The 17,104-nt window shown below is 70.6% G+C and carries 15 protein-coding genes; 6 read left to right on the forward strand and 9 right to left on the reverse strand.

What is annotated here, in order from left to right:
- Positions 1-249 precede the first annotated feature (249 nt).
- Genes IE231_RS00645 through IE231_RS00655 form a run of 3 tightly spaced genes read left to right on the forward strand, consistent with a single transcriptional unit; the run spans position 250 to position 3,201 of the window.
- Positions 250-1,374: a tyrosine-type recombinase/integrase gene (locus IE231_RS00645; RefSeq protein WP_189692007.1), complete on the forward strand. Its 1,125-nt coding sequence runs from the start codon at positions 250-252 to the stop codon at positions 1,372-1,374.
- A 2-nt stretch (positions 1,375-1,376) separates the two neighbouring features.
- On the forward strand, positions 1,377-1,730 hold the full coding sequence (locus IE231_RS00650; protein WP_189692008.1) for a helix-turn-helix domain-containing protein: 354 nt from the start codon (positions 1,377-1,379) through the stop codon (positions 1,728-1,730).
- Positions 1,723-3,201 carry a site-specific integrase gene (locus IE231_RS00655; protein ID WP_189692009.1) on the forward strand — a complete coding sequence of 493 codons (1,479 nt, stop codon included), beginning with the start codon at positions 1,723-1,725 and terminating at the stop codon, positions 3,199-3,201. The genes IE231_RS00650 and IE231_RS00655 overlap by 8 nt, the downstream gene beginning before the upstream one ends.
- On the opposite strand, the gene IE231_RS00660 is transcribed toward IE231_RS00655, so the two are convergent.
- The 8 genes from IE231_RS00660 to IE231_RS00695 form a co-directional block, all read right to left on the reverse strand.
- On the reverse strand, positions 3,189-3,791 hold the full coding sequence (locus IE231_RS00660; protein WP_189692010.1) for a hypothetical protein: 603 nt from the start codon (positions 3,789-3,791) through the stop codon (positions 3,189-3,191). The genes IE231_RS00655 and IE231_RS00660 overlap by 13 nt on opposite strands.
- A 116-nt stretch (positions 3,792-3,907) precedes the next feature.
- Positions 3,908-4,606 (reverse strand): maleylpyruvate isomerase family mycothiol-dependent enzyme, encoded by a 699-nt coding sequence (locus IE231_RS00665; protein ID WP_189692011.1) that lies wholly within the window; start codon positions 4,604-4,606, stop codon positions 3,908-3,910.
- A gap of 53 nt (positions 4,607-4,659) precedes the next feature.
- Complete coding sequence (locus tag IE231_RS00670; RefSeq protein WP_189692012.1) at positions 4,660-7,002, reverse strand: ATP-binding cassette domain-containing protein; 2,343 nt, start codon at positions 7,000-7,002, stop codon at positions 4,660-4,662.
- Positions 7,003-7,038: 36 nt separating this feature from the next.
- Complete coding sequence (locus tag IE231_RS00675; protein ID WP_189692013.1) at positions 7,039-8,088, reverse strand: LCP family protein; 1,050 nt, start codon at positions 8,086-8,088, stop codon at positions 7,039-7,041.
- Between the two features lie 129 nt (positions 8,089-8,217).
- Positions 8,218-8,394 carry a hypothetical protein gene (locus IE231_RS00680; protein WP_189692014.1) on the reverse strand — a complete coding sequence of 59 codons (177 nt, stop codon included), beginning with the start codon at positions 8,392-8,394 and terminating at the stop codon, positions 8,218-8,220.
- Positions 8,395-8,542: 148 nt separating this feature from the next.
- On the reverse strand, positions 8,543-9,571 hold the full coding sequence (locus tag IE231_RS00685; RefSeq protein WP_189692015.1) for a PHP domain-containing protein: 1,029 nt from the start codon (positions 9,569-9,571) through the stop codon (positions 8,543-8,545).
- A 209-nt stretch (positions 9,572-9,780) separates the two neighbouring features.
- A complete protein-coding gene (locus IE231_RS00690; protein ID WP_189692016.1) occupies positions 9,781-11,292 on the reverse strand; it encodes an arylsulfotransferase family protein in 1,512 nt (503 codons plus the stop codon).
- Between the two features lie 80 nt (positions 11,293-11,372).
- Positions 11,373-12,407 carry a YeiH family protein gene (locus tag IE231_RS00695; protein WP_229866406.1) on the reverse strand — a complete coding sequence of 345 codons (1,035 nt, stop codon included), beginning with the start codon at positions 12,405-12,407 and terminating at the stop codon, positions 11,373-11,375.
- A gap of 71 nt (positions 12,408-12,478) precedes the next feature.
- On the opposite strand from IE231_RS00695, the gene IE231_RS00700 reads away from it, so the two are divergent.
- Genes IE231_RS00700 through IE231_RS00710 form a run of 3 tightly spaced genes read left to right on the forward strand, consistent with a single transcriptional unit; the run spans position 12,479 to position 15,043 of the window.
- Positions 12,479-13,366, forward strand: a complete 888-nt coding sequence (locus tag IE231_RS00700) for a LysR family transcriptional regulator (RefSeq protein WP_189692017.1) — start codon at positions 12,479-12,481, stop codon at positions 13,364-13,366.
- 4 nt (positions 13,367-13,370) lie between these two features.
- Complete coding sequence (locus IE231_RS00705) at positions 13,371-14,309, forward strand: hypothetical protein (RefSeq protein ID WP_189692018.1); 939 nt, start codon at positions 13,371-13,373, stop codon at positions 14,307-14,309.
- Positions 14,310-14,365: 56 nt separating this feature from the next.
- Positions 14,366-15,043, forward strand: coding sequence for a peptide deformylase (locus IE231_RS00710; RefSeq protein WP_189692019.1), 678 nt, complete (start codon positions 14,366-14,368; stop codon positions 15,041-15,043).
- 7 nt (positions 15,044-15,050) lie between these two features.
- Here the strand turns inward: IE231_RS00710 and IE231_RS00715 are convergent, their stop codons facing one another.
- Positions 15,051-17,063, reverse strand: coding sequence for a S9 family peptidase (locus tag IE231_RS00715; RefSeq protein ID WP_189692020.1), 2,013 nt, complete (start codon positions 17,061-17,063; stop codon positions 15,051-15,053).
- Positions 17,064-17,104 lie beyond the last annotated feature (41 nt).

Genomic DNA, 17,104 nt, shown 5'->3' on the forward strand with positions numbered 1-17,104 from the left:
AGCCTCATGTCGCCAAGGGGAGCCCCTTCTCGCCGTTACTTGACATAATGTAGATTATCGGCGTTCGAGTAGGACGAGTAGAAACAGGTGCGAGGACTCGTCCCACCGCGCCGTCGTGCGTTGTCGCAGGTCAGCCGGTGATTCGCCCTTGTGCCGCAGCTGGCCTCGTCGGCGCCGGCCTGCTGTGTTGGCGCAGGTCAGCAATGGTTTCTCGCATTTAGTGAGAGATTTTCGCGTACAGTTCACGCTGTGGAGCTGCTGCCGGGACGGATTCCAGACTTCCTGACGGACCAGGACGTCGGGCTGCTGCGTGCCGAGGACCGGGTGTTCGAGGCGATGCTGGACCGGTGGCGTGCGCAGATGCTCGCGCGCGGGCTGACGACGGCGTTCATCAGGTCCTCGTGCCGGACCGTGGAGCGCTTCAAGGACCATGCCAACGAGTACCCATGGCGCTGGTCGGCCCATCACGTGGACGATTTCCTGTCCGACCAGCGCGGTGACGCGCGGCCGCTGAGCCTGTCGACGCTGCGCTCCTACGCCGGCGCGATCCGGGCGTTCTGCGCATACCTGACCGACTCCCGCTACGGCTGGGCAGCCCTGTGCGAGCGGGTCTTCGCGGACGTGCCGACACAGGTCGTCTTCGAGTGGAACTCACCCAGGCACACCACCGACGAGGCCGTGCCGCCGCGCCGGCGGGCTTTCACGAAGACGGAGCTCCAGGCGTTCTTCGATGCCGCCGACGACGTCGTGGACACCGAGTTCGCCAAGGGCTCCAAGCGCTGGCTGCCGGCGATGCGGGACTCTGTCGCGTTCAAGGTCGCCTACGCCTACGGGCTGCGCCGCCGCGAGCTGGCGATGCTCGAGGACGTCGACTTCGGCCCAAATCCCCATGTCCCTGCGTTCGGGGCCTTCGGCTCGCTCCAGGTCCGCTGGGCCAAGGGAACCAAGGGCTCCGGGCCGCGGCGCCGCACCGTGCTGACCGTCCCGGAGTTCGAGTGGGTCGTCGACCTGCTCCGGTTCTGGCTCTCCCCCGAGGGCCGAGGCAGGTTTGCCACTGCAGACCGCTCCCAGAGCCTGTGGCCCTCGGAGCGCTCGGCCTCTGCAGCGGTACGGAACTTCGACCGGTCCTTCCAGTCCGTCCGGAAGCTGGCCGGCCTGCCCGAGGAGCTGTCCCTGCACGCGCTGCGCCACTCGTACGTCACGCACCTGATCGAGGCCGGATACGACCCGCTGTTCGTCCAGCAGCAGGTCGGCCACAGCTACTCCTCGACCACTGCGCTCTACACTTCCGTCTCGTCCGACTTCAAGCACAGGACCATCCAGCGCATGATCGCGGCCAGGATCGGCAGCCCGGAGAACGAAGGCAGGAACTGAGCATGAGCGAACAGCGCCGCGTCGGCTACCACTGGAACCTCCGAAAGCTCATGGCCCAGCGGAACCTCTGGAAGACCACCGAGCTCCTCCCCCTGCTCAGGGCCCGGGGGATCAACCTCTCCAACGCCCAGGTCCACCGGCTCGTCACCGGCACCCCCGAGCGGATCCCCGCGCACACCTTCGCCGCCCTCTGCGACATCCTCGAGTGCACCCCCAACGATCTGTTCGAGCCCTACGTCCAGATGCGCGCGGCCGCCACGGCGAACGCCCCGCGCAGGCCCGAGGACATCGGGGTCAAGCCCGGCGATCCCATCGCCCGCAGGATCCGCCTGATCCCACCCGAGGACGATGCCTAGGCCCCGCAAGGCCGAAGATCCGACCCGCTGGCCCGTCCCCTGCTCCCGCTGCGGCCAGCACCACCAGACCGTCGCGAACTGGCCCGACGGCGGGGTCTGCGGCTACTGCTACCAGCAGGCCAAGCGCACCCGCGGCACCTGTGCCTGCGGCCACGAAGGCATCCTGCCCGGGCTGGTCGACGGCGCCCCCGCCTGCCGGCACTGCTCCCGGGTCCGCCTGAACGTCGACTGCACCTCCTGCGGGGCCGAGGACGAGCTCCACAGCGGCGGCCGCTGCTGGAGCTGCACCCTTGCCGACACGGTCGACGGCCTCCTCGCCCGCCCGACATGCGGGACCGTCGCCCCGGAGCTCGTCCCGCTCGCGACAGCGCTGAAGTCGATGAAGCGTGCCAACAGCGGCCTGACCTGGATCCGGCAGGAGCACGTCAGCGCGTTCCTCCGCCGCCTCGCCGTCGCCCCTTCGGTCACCCATGAGGCCTTCGACGGTCTGCCGAACTCGCGCACCCGCGAATACGTCCGGGGCCTGCTCGTAGAATACGGCGTCCTCCCACGCCGCGACGAACTCCGCGCCCGCTACGACGACTGGGCGCAGCAAGCCCTCGAACGGGTCGGCGACCCGGAGAACCGCGAGCTCGTCCGCCGCTACATCCGCTGGCACCACCAACGCCGCATGAACCACGCGGACGGAGTCAGCCACGGCACTTTCCTGCGCAGCAAGCAGAGCGTCACCGTCGCCATCGACTTCCTGAACTGGCTCACCGACAGGGGAACCCGCCTCGCCGAACTCCAGCAGGCCCACCTGGATGCATGGCAGGCAGAAGGCCCCACCACCGGGGAGATCGCGGACCGATTCCTCAACTGGGCCATCAAGACCCACACAGCCCCGGCCGGGCTGAGAATGGTCCCGCACAAGAGGGGAACCAGCCCCAGGCTCAGCGCCTCCCAGCAGGAGGAAGCCGTCCAGCAGGTCCTCCAGGGCGACCTGCTGCCCGCACGGGACCGCGCCGCCGCCATCCTCGTCATCGTCTTCGGCCAGCAGATCGAACACGTCGCCGCCCTCACCTGGGACGACGTCGCCGTCACCGACGAGCTCGTCACCGTCCGCCTCGGCGGCATCGAGATCGCCCTCCCGGCCCCGCTCGACGCGCCCTGGCGCGACCTCGCCTCAGCCCCGGGAAACGGCCTCACCGCGGCACACCCGAACAGCAACTGGGTCTTCCGCGGCCTCTCCCCCGGACGGCACATCAGCTCCGCGCACCTACGGCAGCGCCTCCGAGCCGTCTTCAGCGCCCGCGCCGCCCGACTCGGCACGCTCCACGAGCTGACCAGGCTCGCACCCGTGGCCATCATCGCCGAAACGCTCGGCTACTCACCCGCCACCATCGAACGCCACGCCACCGACTCCGCCGCTGCCTACAGCCAGTACGTCGCGACGAGACCAGGCAAGCACGCCACATTTCAGAACGGCTGAACGCCGTCCAAGGCAGCCACGATTCTGTTCCCGTCCAGAACAATCGACGTCTCGGGCATTCCCGCGTCGTTCCACCTCGCCACCAGACGGAGATCGCCCTGCTCAGGCAGCGGCCACAGCCACAGCCTCGAGGAGCTGACCCACTCGTCGCCGGTTCCCATCCCGCCTCCACCGCCTGCCTGCAGCAGCACCGGTTCAGTGACCGCGGACTCGGTTCCGAACATGCCCGGGCGAGGATGGCCGATCACCGCCTTGCGGCCATCGGCATACTCGATGCCGAAGAGCAGACCCGACTCCGAGGACCAGCGGCCGCCCATCGGCATCCTGAACCCCTTCGAGCCGAGTTCGCCCCACTCATGCTCGGACATGCCGTCCCGCCGAGCGACCCAGGCAATCTCGATGCAGCACCCGGTGGAGTAGACCTCCAGTGATCGAACGCCCATCACCAAAGACGGCGCACGATGCAGGAACTGCCCCACATGGATGACGACCGGCAACTCATTCGCCGGAGGACCCGCCCACACAGGCCGCGCCGGAGCCGGGCGAGAACGATGTTCAGGTGAAGCCGGCAGACCCTCGAAGAACGTCATGGCCCGATACTGCCATCAACCGCCCCCGCCGCCACGCCCTAACTCGTCCCCCTTCAACACGTCTCGCTGCCAGTTCCGTAGGACCCGTCTGCGCAGGAGCCGCGGGCCCTGAGCTGTCACCACGAAGGCAGCGCCGGCAGCGGTCCGTTCGCCTCGATGTGCTCGGTATTGCCGCGTGCGAGCCACATGAGGAGGCCCGGCCGGTCGGACGCAACGCGCAGCGCGCCGTCGCCGATCAGCCATTCGTCGCCCTCGTCGGTTGCGAGGGCCATGCCTGGCGCCTGCTTGGCCCGCATCGTGCGGACCACCGACTCAAGCGCGTCCAGCTGCGAGTCCGGGTCCGCTTCCTCGATCGTCCAGACGGTGTCCAGATCATGGTGGTGCACCACAACCTCGGCGATGCGCAGCGCGACGATCGACGTGGCAGGGATCGTCTTCCCGTGGAGGACGACTTCCTCGACCGCGAGGTCGCCGTTGAGCCGCTCGCACTGCTGCGCAAAGTAGCCGGCCGATTCACGGACGTCCGCGAGGAGCTCATGGCGCGGCCTGGCCGCCAGCGCGGCGATCTCGTCGGCGCGGGCCTGGGCGGACGCGTACAGCGTCTGCTCCTCGCCCGTCGTCGCCCAGTCAACCAGCCTGACGAGGGCCCGTCCGCTCGAGGCCATGTGCGCGAGCACGTCGGCACGGGTCCAGCCCTCACACAGAGACGGCGCGGCAAGCTCCTCCGCGGACAGGGACGACGCCGTCGCGAGGAGCATCTGGGTCTCGCGGTGGAGGCGGGACAGGTCGGAATGAAGGCGCGCTCGGTTGATCATGACTGCCAGCCTAGCCACTGCCGGCATCGTGGCCGCCAGGCCGCCGGTGGCCGTCAGGCCCCGACATACTTGGCGAGGTGCTCCCCCGTCAGCGTCGAGCGGTCCGCGACGAGCTGCACCGGCGTCCCCTCGAAAACGACCAGACCGCCGTCGTGCCCCGCCCCGGGCCCCAGATCGATGATCCAGTCGGCGTGGGCCATGACCGCCTGGTGGTGCTCGATGACGATCACCGACTTCCCTGCGTCGACCAGCCGGTCGAGGAGGCCGAGGAGCTGCTCGACGTCGGCCAGATGGAGTCCCGTGGTGGGCTCGTCGAGGACGTAGATCCCACCCTTCTCCCCCATCTGCGTGGCCAGCTTGAGGCGCTGCCGCTCGCCGCCCGAGAGGGTGGTGAGGGGCTGGCCGAGCGCGAGGTATCCGAGGCCGACGTCGGCCATCCGCTCCAGGATCCGGTGCGCCGCAGGGTTCTTCGCCTCTCCCTCGGAGAAGAACGCCTCGGCCTCCTCCACCGGCATCGCGAGGACCTCGGCAATGTTCCGTCCGTTGAGCAGGTACTCGAGGACGGCCGCCTGGAAGCGCTTGCCGCCGCACTCCTCGCACGGCGTGGACACCGTGTCCATGAAGCCGAGATCGGTGTAGATGACGCCTGCGCCGTTGCAGACGGGACAGGCACCCTCCGAGTTGGCGCTGAACAGCGCGGCCCTGACGCCGTTCGCCTTGGCGAATGCCTTGCGGATCGGCTCGAGCACACCCGTGTAGGTGGCAGGGTTGGACCGCCTCGAGCCCTTGATCGCACTCTGGTCGATCACGACCACGCCGTCACGCCCGGCCACCGAGCCGTGGATGAGCGAGCTCTTCCCGGAACCCGCCACACCGGTGACCACCGTGAGCACGCCGAGCGGAATGTCGACGTCCACGTCCCTGAGGTTGTGCGACGAGGCGCCGCGGACCTCGAGGGCGCCTCTGGGCGCCCGCACGCTCCCCTTGAGCCTGGCCCGGTCGTCGAGATGCTTGCCCGTGAGGGTCGCACTCCCCCGGAGTCCCTCGACCGTGCCCTCGAAGCAGATCTCGCCACCCGCCGTCCCCGCGCCGGGACCGAGGTCCACGACGTGGTCCGCGATCGCTATCGCCTCGGGCTTGTGCTCGACCACGAGCACTGTGTTGCCCTTGTCCCGCAGCTGGAGCAGGAGCTCGTTCATGCGCGCAATGTCGTGCGGGTGCAGGCCGATGGTCGGCTCGTCGAAGACGTAGGTGACGTCGGTCAACGAGGAGCCGAGGTGCCGGATCATCTTGGTGCGCTGCGCCTCGCCACCGGAAAGGGTCCCGGAGGAGCGGTCGAGCGAGAGGTACCCGAGCCCGATCGCCACGAAGGAGTCCAGGAGCTCGCCGAGACCCTTCAGGAGGGGCGCGGCCGTGGGCTCGTGGAGGTCGCGTACCCACTGGGCGAGGTCGCTGATCTGCATCGCGCACAGGTCGGCAATGCTGGCGCCTCTGATCTTCGACGACCGGGCCGGCTCTGCGAGGCGGGTTCCCCCGCACTCCGGGCAGGTCTGGAACGTGATCGCCCGCTCCACGAAGGCCCGGATGTGCGGCTGCATGGCCTCCTTGTCCTTGGACAGCATGGACTTCTGGATCTTCGGGACCAGGCCCTCGTAGGTGAGGTTGATCCCCTCGACCTTGATCTTGGTCGGCTCGCGGTAGAGGAGGTCGTTCAGCTCGGCCTTCGTGAACTTCCCCACCGGCTTGTCCATGTCGAAGTAGCCGGACCCGGCGAAGATGCGGCCGTACCAGCCGTCCATGCTGTAGCCGGGCACGAGGATCGCCCCGCCGGAGAGGGTCTTGCCTGCGTCATAGAGGGCCGTGAGGTCGAAGTCGCTGATCTGGCCGGTGCCCTCGCAGCGCGGGCACATGCCGCCGACCACTGAGAAGGTGCGCTTCTCGGTCTTCCCGTCCGCGGTCTTGATCGCCCCTGCCCCGGTCACGGACGGGACGTTGAAGGAGAACGCCTGGGGAGAGCCGATGTGTGGCTGGCCCAGACGGCTGAACAGCATGCGCAGCATTGCATTGGCGTCCGTGACCGTTCCTACGGTCGAGCGGATGTTCGCCCCCATGCGCTCCTGGTCCACGATGATCGCTGTGGTGAGCCCCTCGAGGAGGTCGACGTCGGGCCGGGCCATCGTGGGCATGAACGTCTGGACGAACGAGGAGTAGGTCTCGTTGATCATGCGCTGCGACTCTGCGGCAATCGTCGCGAAGACGAGCGAGCTCTTGCCCGAGCCCGAGACGCCCGTGAACACGGTCAGCCGCCGCTTGGGCAGGTCGAGGCTGACGTCCTTGAGGTTGTTCTCCCGCGCGCCCTGGACGCGGATCAGGTCATGGCTGTCAGCAGCATGCATGGCGCCAGTCTAGGCGCGAGGGACCGCGTCGGGGCCCTAGGAATGGCCGTGTGCCGACGCGTACTCCCCCACGCGGTCGGATGCGAGTGCCGCCGCCACCTCTGCGATGCCGGGGTAGTCCGGCACGACGATCGACTGGCCGTCCGCCGAGGTGCCGGTGCCCAGGGTCGGCAGCGTGAAGAAGGCACTCGAGGCAAGGTCCACGTCCCGCAGCCCGTAGCCCAGTGCGGCCGCGCCGGTCGCGTCGAGCCCGGAGTCCGCGATGAGGTACGGCATCGCGAGGCCGACGGCGCCGATCGCCTCCGCTGGGCCGCGCACCCGCCCGGTGGTCAGCAGCTGGGCGAGCAGGCTGCGGATGAACGCCTGCTGGTCCCGGACGCGCTGGTAGTCGCCATCGGGGAAAGAGTAGCGTTCGCGCACGAACTCGAGCGCTGCCTGCCCGTCGAGGTGGTTCACCCCTTGGGTGAAGACGTGATGGGTGTCGAAGGAGGCGGTGAAGGCGAGCGGAACGTCCACGTCGACGCCGCCGAGGGCATCGGTGACCGCCTTGAACCCGTCGAAGTCGAGCAGTGCCCAGTGGTTGATGCGCACCGACAGGAGCGAGCTGACGGTCTCGACGACCAGCTGCGGGCCTCCCAGCGCGAGGGATGCGTTGATCTTGGATGGGCCGTGGCCCGGGATGTCGACCCATGTGTCGCGCATGACCGAGATGCCGAAGACCCGGCGATGGGCTGCATCGACGTGGACGAGCATGATCATGTCGGCTCGCTGGTCCGTCGTCCCGCCCCCGGCTTCCTGAGCCGCGATCGCCTCGCGGGCGTTCCCACGGATGTCGCTGCCCATGACGAGGATGTTCAGGGCGCCCGACGGCGCGGCGGGAAGGGAAGCACCGCTGGATGCCGAGGGCGCGGAAGACGCCGAGGGGCTGGGAGCGGCGCCCTCCCCCGGCCCGGGCCCGCGCGGCGTCATGAGCACGAATGTTCCCACCGCGGCTCCGAGGACAACGAGGAACGCGAGAACGGCGACGAGCAGGCGCGAGCGGGCGCGACGCCGTCGCGCGTCCGCGGCACCCCCTGGTTCAGCCATGGCTCAACTCTCGGGACGCGGCCGTCGCATCGGAAGTGCCCTTCGTCCCGGCCCGTCTCTGGTGGCGGGAACGGCAGGGGCGCCGCCCCAGCAATGCTGGAACGGCGCCCCTGTGGACGCGCGGGAGTCTCAGACGAGGTCGCCGACGTGCACGGTGAAGGTGTCCGGGCCGCTGCGGGTGACCTTGACGTGGTCACGGTGGGCGCCGGCGGTGGTCGAAACGTGGGAGATGGCCTCCTCGAGCGTGTTGTCCACGGTCGAGGGATCCCAGATCTTGAGGGTCACGGAGTGGGAATCAAAGGTCATGCGTCACAAGCTTTCTCTTCGGTCAGGAGCGTGGCCCCGGCAGCCTCCTCGTTGAGCCTGCCGTCCAAGCATACCTAGACCGGTACGGACCGTGACCACTCTGTGACGTATTGCACACGCGCTTCCAGCGGTCCGTTGTCAGACCGGTCTAGCGCCGCCGGCCGGTCCACGCGAGCAGTTTCTCCACAGGCCACGTCGTGACGATCCGCTCGGCCGGCACACCGTTCGCCTCGGCCCGCGCGGCGCCGTAGTGCAGGAAGTCCAGTTGCCCCGGGGCGTGGGCGTCTGTGTCGATGCTGAACAGGCAGTCGGCGTCGAGCGCCTTCTGGATGAGCCGGTCGGGAGGGTCCTGCCGCTCGGGACGGGAGTTGATCTCGACGGCGACGCCGTTGGCGGCGCAGGCCGCGAACACGCGATCCGCGTCGAACTGCGACTCGGGTCGGGTCCCGCGCGAGCCCTTCACGAGCCGCCCCGTGCAGTGGCCGAGCACGTCCGTGTGCTCGTCGTCGATCGCCGCGAGCATGCGCCGGGTCATGGGCCCGGATTCGGAGCGCAGCTTCGAGTGCACGCTTGCCACGACCACGTCGAGCCGGCCGAGCATCTCGGGCGTCTGGTCGAGGGAACCGTCCTCGAGGATGTCCACCTCGATCCCGGCCAGCAGGCGGAACCCGTCCTCGAACGACTCGTTGGCCAGCGCAACCTGATCGAGCTGCCGGGCGAGGCGCTCCGCGTCCAGCCCGTGCGCGATCGTCAGGCTGGGAGAATGGTCCGTCACTGCTTGGTACGAGCGGCCGAGCCAGCGCGCGGCCCTGGCCATCTCGTCCAACGGCGAACCGCCGTCGGAGGCGTCCGTGTGCGAGTGGAGGTCCCCGAGGAGGAGTGCGTGCAGTCCCTCCCCGGACTCGGTCTCGGCCAGAGGCTCCGCGGAGCGTTCCCGCAGCTCAGCGAGGTAGGCGGGGACCCCGCCGTCGACCGCCTCCCGCACCACGGCGAACGTCCGGTCGCCGATGCCCTTGACCCGCCTCAGCCTGCCGTCCCGGGCGCGTGCAGCGATCTCATCGGGCTCCATGCCCGCGAGGACGCCTGCGGCAGTGCGGAAGGCGCGCACACGGTAGGTCTCGGCCAGCTCGCGCTCAAGCCAGAACGCGATCTCCTGCAGTGCTTCGACCGGGTCCATCGCCACCCCTCTCCCTCATGCCTCGGCCTCGCCGCCCATCCGGCCTCGCCGTTGCGCCCAGTCTGGCAGCGGTGCCGTGAGCACGGCCAGACGGAGGGGGTCCCAGTGGTGCCCCAGAGGATGGAGGCGCCGAGGACGCTGGCGACGCCGAGGCCGTGGTCGCGCCGAGCGGCGGTCACGAGGCCTCCTCATGAGCGTGTCCGCCCGGACTACGCCGGGATCACCGCCGAGGTGGCCAGCACGTTCCCCTTCGCGTCGAGCGCTTCGACGGCCAGGTGCGCTGCGGCGGGCACGGCGACGTTCGTCTCGAATCCGCGCTTCCTGACCACCGCGGCCTCCGCGAGCGAGTCCGGATCCTGGCCGGTGAGGAAGCGCCAGCTGGCCACCTGGGTGGCGCCGTTCCAGCTCGCGTAGGCCTGCATCGTGGAGCCGTTGCCGGTCACGACGGCGAGATCCGGGACCGTTGCGGGAGTGGCCGTCCACGGATACCGGTAGGCGCGGTAGCACCCTCCGCCGATTCCCGTGGCCTCGGCGATAGCTGTGCCGTCCGGGGCGAACTCAGTCGCGGCCGGGTCCGATCCCCAGCCCACCATGTAGTTGCCGTTGTCGAGGAACTGGACGTTGCCCATCGCGTTGCCGCGGTGGCCGCCATGGGACAGAACGAGCTTGAGCGCGACGGTGCGTGCCTTCTCGTCGACGGCGAGGATCAGTCCGCGCGAGGTGCCCGTGGTCCCGTCCTTGTAGTGGTTGTCGAACATGCTGACTACACCGTCGGGCCGCTGCCGGACGTCGTGCTGCCAGGCGAAGGCCGCCTCGGCCGGGATGGCGAAGTCGCTGAGCATGCCGCCGAGGCGCCAGCGGATGTCTCCCGCGGAATCGACGAGGTAGGCCGTGTGCGTGTGGCGCGCGGAGATGAGATAGCCGTCCGGCCGGCGGTCCGCGGAGTTGACGTGGAACGGGTCGAAGGCCTTGTCGGCCGTGGTGCCGTCCGCTTTGGGGTCGTCGGAGGGTCTGACGAAGGATTCGGTGAGGCCGATGTGCTCCGACGCGGTCCAGTCGAAGACGACCGTGCCGGACGCGATGTCGACCTCCTGCACGTGGCAGTCGTACATGTAGCCGGCTGCAGGGCCGCCAAGGGGCGTCAGGTCTTTCCGCACGGTGGGATAGGACGTGAGGAGGGCAGTGCCTGCCTGCGTGAGCGTGAACTCGTGGAGATCAGCCTTGAGGCCCCCGCCCGCGGAGACCTGGGCAATGGTCGTGTACGTGGTGTCCCTGACGACCCCCACCCCCTCGCCGTGGCCGCCGATCCCCTTCCCGCTCCAGTAGGTCAGGACGGGCCGGCCGCGATAGGTCTGGACCCGGAGGTCGGTGACTCCAGCGCCGGTCGGCTCCATCCAGACGGGGGCACCCGAGTTGTCCATGATGAGGCCGTTGGTGCCGTGGCCCATCGGCCCGGTGAAGAGCAGTCCGGGTGCGGTCGGCCTGTCGTTCCAGATGCTCACGTGGGGCGCGGTGAGCTTGGTGCTCGTGAAGGTCCGGTCGGGCAGGCCCGAGGCGGGAGCCGACGCCGGGGCAGAGGGTGAGGCGGAAGGCGTCGACGCTGCGGCCGCGCCGGGAGGGAGGGGGAAGATGCTCGAGCGGGCCACACCGGCACCGGCAACAGCACCGACGACGGCGAGTCCGGCACCTTGGATGAAATGGCGGCGGCTGACCCTGATCATGTGCCTCAGCGTAGGAACGGTCCCTATGCCCAGCAGTGCGGCCAGCTGTGTCCGAGCTGAGTGAAAGCAGTGGATGTGGCTCAGGCGACGATGAGGGCGCCGACAAGTCCGACCGCCCCCACCACGAGGGTCGAGCACGCGGCCAGTGCGAGCGTGGGTCCTCCGCGTGCGGCGAGCGAACGGATCCGGACGCCCGCGCCCAGGCCGAGCATCGCCGTCGTGAGCAGGAACGTCTGCACCGCAGAGGCGGTTCCGAGGACGGCTGTGGGCAGTGGGGCGAGGCTCCGCAGGGCGACGAAGGCGATGAACCCGAGGACGAACAGCGGAACGAGCGGCGGCCGCCTGCCGTCCACGAGCCCGCGGCGCCGCTGTCGCCACGACAGGAAGGCCGCGACCGGGGCAAGCATGAGGACGCGGGCCAGCTTGAGGGTCACGGCGATTCCGAGCGCGCCGCCTCCGAGGAGGCCGGCCGCGGCCACGACCTGGGCCACCTCGTGGACGCTCGCCCCCGCCCAGACGGCACTGACCCGTGCGTCGAGGCCGAGCAGGCCCGCCAGTGCGGGAACGACCGCAATCATCAGGGTACCGAAGAGGACCACGAGTGCGACGGCGGTGACGGTCTCCTCCTCGTCGGCGTCGACCACAGACTCGACGCCGGCCACCGCCGCGGCACCGCAGATCGAGAAGCCGCATGCGACGAGCAGCGCCTGCCGGGGCGGCACGCGCAGGAGCCGCCCAAGGAGCACGGTGGCGAGGATGCCGACGACCACCACGGCTGCCGCGAGCGCGGGAATCCCCCAGCCGAGGGCGGCGAGGTCCTTGAGGGAGAGCTGGAGGCCGAGCACCACGATGCCGAGCCGGAGCGGGACCCGGCCGGCGAAGGCGAGGCCGGCGGCGAGCCGCTCGGGCAGCAGCCCCAGGTTCCGTGCCGCCATGCCCAGGACGATCCCGACGAGCAGCGGGCTGAGCCCGGGGACCAGCGCAGCCGTTGCGACAGCTGCCAGTGCCCCCGCGAGTGCGACGGTGAGACCGGGCAGGACCCTTCCGATCGCCCTCGCGCGGGAGGGGCGAGCGGCGGAGCGGTCGGTGGCTGTGACGGGAGCTGAGGCTGGCATGGTTCCATCGTTCCGGCACCTGCTCTCCGCCGGTAGCCGCCGATTGGGCATGCAGCCCATATGCTGAGCATATGGGTACGCGCGACTGGGATCTCCGGCACTACCGCCTGCTCGCCGCGCTCGCGGCGGAGGGGAGCATCGGCGCCGCCGCTCGCGCCACGGGCATGGCCCAGCCGAACGCGTCCCGGCTGCTCGAGCAGATGGAGCGCTCCGCGGGCTTCCCTCTCGCCCGGCGCGCGCCACGCGGCACTGCACTCACCGATCGGGGGCGGGTCGTGGCCGGTCTGGCGGCCGAGATCGTCGAGGCCGCGGAGAGCCTCACCCGCGCCGTCGCCGCCCTCGAGGGAGCCCGGGGCTCCCTTCACCTGTGCGCCTCGCTGACCGTGGCCGAGCACCTCATGCCCGGGTGGCTCGCCGCCGCCCAGCAGCGCCTCGCAGGCGTCACCACGACCCTCGATGTCGGCAACTCCGACGAGGTCTTCGACCGGGTTCGGGCCGGCTCAGCCGATCTCGGCTTCGTCGAGGGCCCTACGCTCCGGACGGGCTTCCGGTACCTGGAGGTGGGGCGGGACGAGCTCGTGGTCATTGTGAGCCCCGACCATCCCTGGGCGCACTCCCCCGAGGTCGAACCGCAGGCGGTCGCCTCCGCCGGCCTCGTGGTGCGCGAGCCGGGGTCCGGAACGCGTCAGACGGCGGACCTCGCGCTCGCGGAGTTCGGCACCGGTCCCCGCTTCGAGGTGGGCAGCAATGCGGCCCTCGCGGCGAGCGTCGCCGCCGGGCTGGGACCCGGCGTCGTCAGCCGCCTCGCCGTCCAGGCCGCACTGCGCGGTGGACGCCTCGTGGAGGTGCCGGCGCCCGGCCTGAAGCTGGCGCGCGTCCTGCGCGCGGTGTGGCACTCCGGCACTCCACTCGGGGCCGCAGCAAGGGACTTCCTCGAGATCGTCACCGCCGTACGCTAGGCGTATGCGGTCCGCGGGCAGGGTCCTCGCGCTGCTCGCAGTCCTGACTGCCGTTGCTGCGAGCGGCTGCACGCCGACCACGCAAGGCTCCGCGCGAACGACGCCGGCGGAGGACTCCAGCGCAGTCGTGAAGGCCGCGGTGGACCAGTTCAGGGACGGGTACGCGACCGGAACCATCGTTCTGCAGCTGACCGACGGCGGCGGGTCCGAGTTCACCGTGGTGAGGGCCGAGCTCTCCGACCCCAGGTTCGCCGCCGGCACCGTGTGGACGGGCTCGACCCGCTTCACCCCGGGACAGACCACGAGCCTGCCGGCCGCGGTGACCCAGCCGGTGTGCAGCAGCACGGGCGCGAGCCCAGCGCACGACGCCGAGCCCTCGGTCCGCGTGCAGCTCGCCGACGGAACGGAGCAGCTCGTGCGTGCTGAAGACTCCCACGCCGTGCTCGCCCGGATCCATGCGGACGGGTGCTTCGCAGCGATGGCGGCCTCAGCGGTGACCCTTGCCTTCGACGACACGCTCGAGGCGGGCGCGCAACCCGGGTCTGCTGTCCTGACCCTCCGCGCGAGCGCCCCCGCACGCACCGCTCCGTCGAGCGCCTCCCCATCGGGCTCCTCCCCGTCGGGCTCCTCCGCGGCAGGGGCCTCTCCGAACCCCTCCCCGCCGGTCCTGCAGTCGGTCGGGGGAACCACCCTGCTGGACGAGGACCGCGCGCAGCCGTGGCCGCGCGGCGTCGTCCTCCGCCCCGGGGCAGCGGTGCCGCTCGTGGTGCGGGCTGCCCGCTGTGACGCCCACGCCGTCGCGGAGGACAAGGTGGGGACGCTCATACCGCTCACGCTCTCAGCCGCGGGCCAGACGGGAGTAGTGAAAGTCGCCGCGTCTGCACCGCTGCGCCGCGCAATCTACAGCTTCGTCGCGAGCGCGTGCGGCTGGCCGGCGGGATGAACGCCGGGCGGGATGAACGCCCCCAGTTCGGCCGGGCTGATGGCTAGGCTGGGGTCATGACGACCGGATTCCGCGACCATGCAGCAGGCCCGCAGGCACCCGCCAGCGACTGGTCTGCCGCTCGACTCGCCGAGGCTGCCGCCGAGATCGTGGCCGGCGAGGACCTCCCGCCGATCGTCCAGGCCGGGCACCCCGTCCTGCGCACGGCGGCCCTTCCCTTCGAGGGCCAGCTCGATGCAGAGCTTCTCGGCGCCCTCATCGCCATCATGCGCCAGACGATGCACGCGGCGCCCGGGGTGGGCCTCGCAGCACCCCAGATCGGCCTCCCGCTGCGCCTCGCCGTGCTCGAGGACGGCTGGGCCGGGGACGAGCAGGCGGCGGCCGCCCGCAGCCGCTCTCCCCTGCCCTTCGTCGCCATGCTGAACCCGGTCTACGTGCCGGTGGGTGCAGAGCGCTCAGCATTCTACGAGGGGTGCCTCTCGGTGCGCGGGTACACCGCGGTGGTGCGGCGCGCCGAGCGGGTCGAGGCCCGCTGGACCGCCCCGGACGGCGCAGCCCGGGGCGCCGAGTTCACGGGCTGGCAGGCACGGATCGTGCAGCACGAGACGGACCACCTCGCCGGGACCCTCTACCTGGACAAGGCTGAGCCGCGCTCGCTGTGCTCCAACGAGGAGTACGCCGCCCGTTGGGCCCAGCCCACTCCCGAGCGGGCGGCCCGGGCCCTCGGGTTCTAGAGCGGCCTCACAGGTGCTGGCCGAGCCAGCGAAGGATGTGTTCGAAGCGGGTCCTGCGGTGGTGCGGGGTGCCTGAGCGCGAGAGCTCGTGGTTCTCGCCCGGGAAGATGAGCAGCTCGGTCTCCACTCCGCCGAGCCGCAGTGCCGCGTAGTACCGCTGGGCCTGCTCGATGGGGCAGCGCCAGTCCTCCTCCGAATGGACCACGAGGGTGGGCGTCCGCACCTCGGCAACGCAGGCCATGGGGCTCTGCGCGAGCATCGCCTCGGCGTCCCAGCCGGTGTACTCCCCGGGGAAGTACCAGCCGATGTCGCTTGAGCCGACGAAGCTGAGCGGGTCGAGGAATCCGCGCTCGACGACCGCGGCCTTGAACCGGTGGTCGTGGGCTATCGTCCACGCCGTGAGATAGCCGCCGTAGGAGCCGCCGAGGATGCCGAGCCGGTCCCGGTCCAGCTGCGGATAGGCCGCGAGCGCCGCGTCGAGGAAGCCGATGACATCCTCATAGTCGACTGTTCCCATCCGCCCGACGATGGCACGGCCGTGCTCCTCGCCGTAGCCGGCCGCCCCCCGCGGATTGCACATGACCACGGCGTAGCCGGCGCCTGCGAGCACCTGCGCCTCGTCGAACCACGCGCCGGTGTACTGGGCGAACGGACCGCCGTGGATCATAAGCAGCGCCGGGTGCGGGCCGTCGCCTTCGGGCAGCACGACCCAGCCGTGCACGTCGCTGCCGTCCGGGCTGGTCCCCGCGAGCTCGCGCGGGACGAGCGGGGCCGCTGCCGAGCGGAGGGGAGCGTTGATGTCCGTGAGCGGTTCCAGCAGCACATCGCCTGGGGCAAGCCGGTAGAGCTCCCCTGGACCCTCGGCGTCGGCCGCTGCGAGCACGACGGCGCCGCGGGCCTCGCCCACGCCGGTCACCACGAGCGGTGCGCGGGTCAGCTCCTCGCGGTGCCCGTCGGGAGTGAAGGCGAGCAGCTGGACGGCGCCCCGGCTGCGGGAGAGCACCAGCGCACGCCCGGCGCTGTCCACGTGCAGCGCAGCGGGCGCCTCGCCGAGGTCGTCGGCCTCGGTGCTCAGGCGCACGGTGGTTCCGTCGCCGGAAGTGTGCCAGAACAGATGGGTCGAGCGGCCGATGAAATCCCTTCCTGAGCTGCCGAGGGACGAGGCGACCCCGAACACCCCCGTGCCGTCCGCGTCCTCCGCGACCGCCTGGACGGACGCGGCGTCGGCACCCAGCTCGAGCGGCTCGGAGGGGCCGCCCTCGGCCGGGGTGCGCACGGCGCGGCTGCCGAGTGTGTCGACCGCCGCCGGATCAAAGCGGGAGACGGTGTAGATCCACGTGCCATCCGCGCTGAAGCGGGGCTCGGCATGGTCCACGGCGCCGTCAGTCAGCTCCCGGGACTCGGGCAGGCCCTGGGAGGCCTTGCTGTCCGTGGCAGCGGCTTCCTCGGCCTCGGCCTTCGCTGCACGGCCGCGCGCCGGGATGAACGGCTCGGTGTCGAGCGGCGGGACGTCGAGCACGAACAGGCGCAGGCGCTGGTCGCCCGTGTAGCCCACGCCGTTCATCCGGTAGTTGAGGTCCTTGATGAGGCGGGGGTCTTCGGCGCCCGGCCCCACCCCTTCGATGGAGCCGTAGCGGCCCTCCTCCGGGACCCGGGCCGTGTAGGCGATCCTCGCGCCGTCCGGTGAGATCGTGAACTGGGCCACCCCCAGCGGGGCCGCGGTGAGGATCAGGGGCTCACCGCCCCGGGCGTCGGCCACCGCGACCTGCGGCTTGCCCCCGGCCTCTGCCCGGAGGAACGCGAGGAACCGTCCGTCCGGGGAGTACTGGGGCGCAGTGTCGCGGAAGCCGCGGGTGAGCAGCCGGGGCTCACCGCCCGCGAGTGGCACCTCCCAGATCTGGCCCACGGTCGAATCGGAGCGGAGGTCCGGGCGGGTGACGGCGACGGCGCAGCGGTCGCCGTCCGGGTGCACGCTGGGTGCGGAGAGGGATCGGATGAGGTCCACGTGTTCCGGAATCATGAAACGGATACTACGCATCCGATGCGGCAGCCTACAGGCCC

It is taken from the genome of Sinomonas cellulolyticus (assembly GCF_014656475.1).
Lineage (GTDB): Bacteria > Actinomycetota > Actinomycetes > Actinomycetales > Micrococcaceae > Sinomonas > Sinomonas cellulolyticus.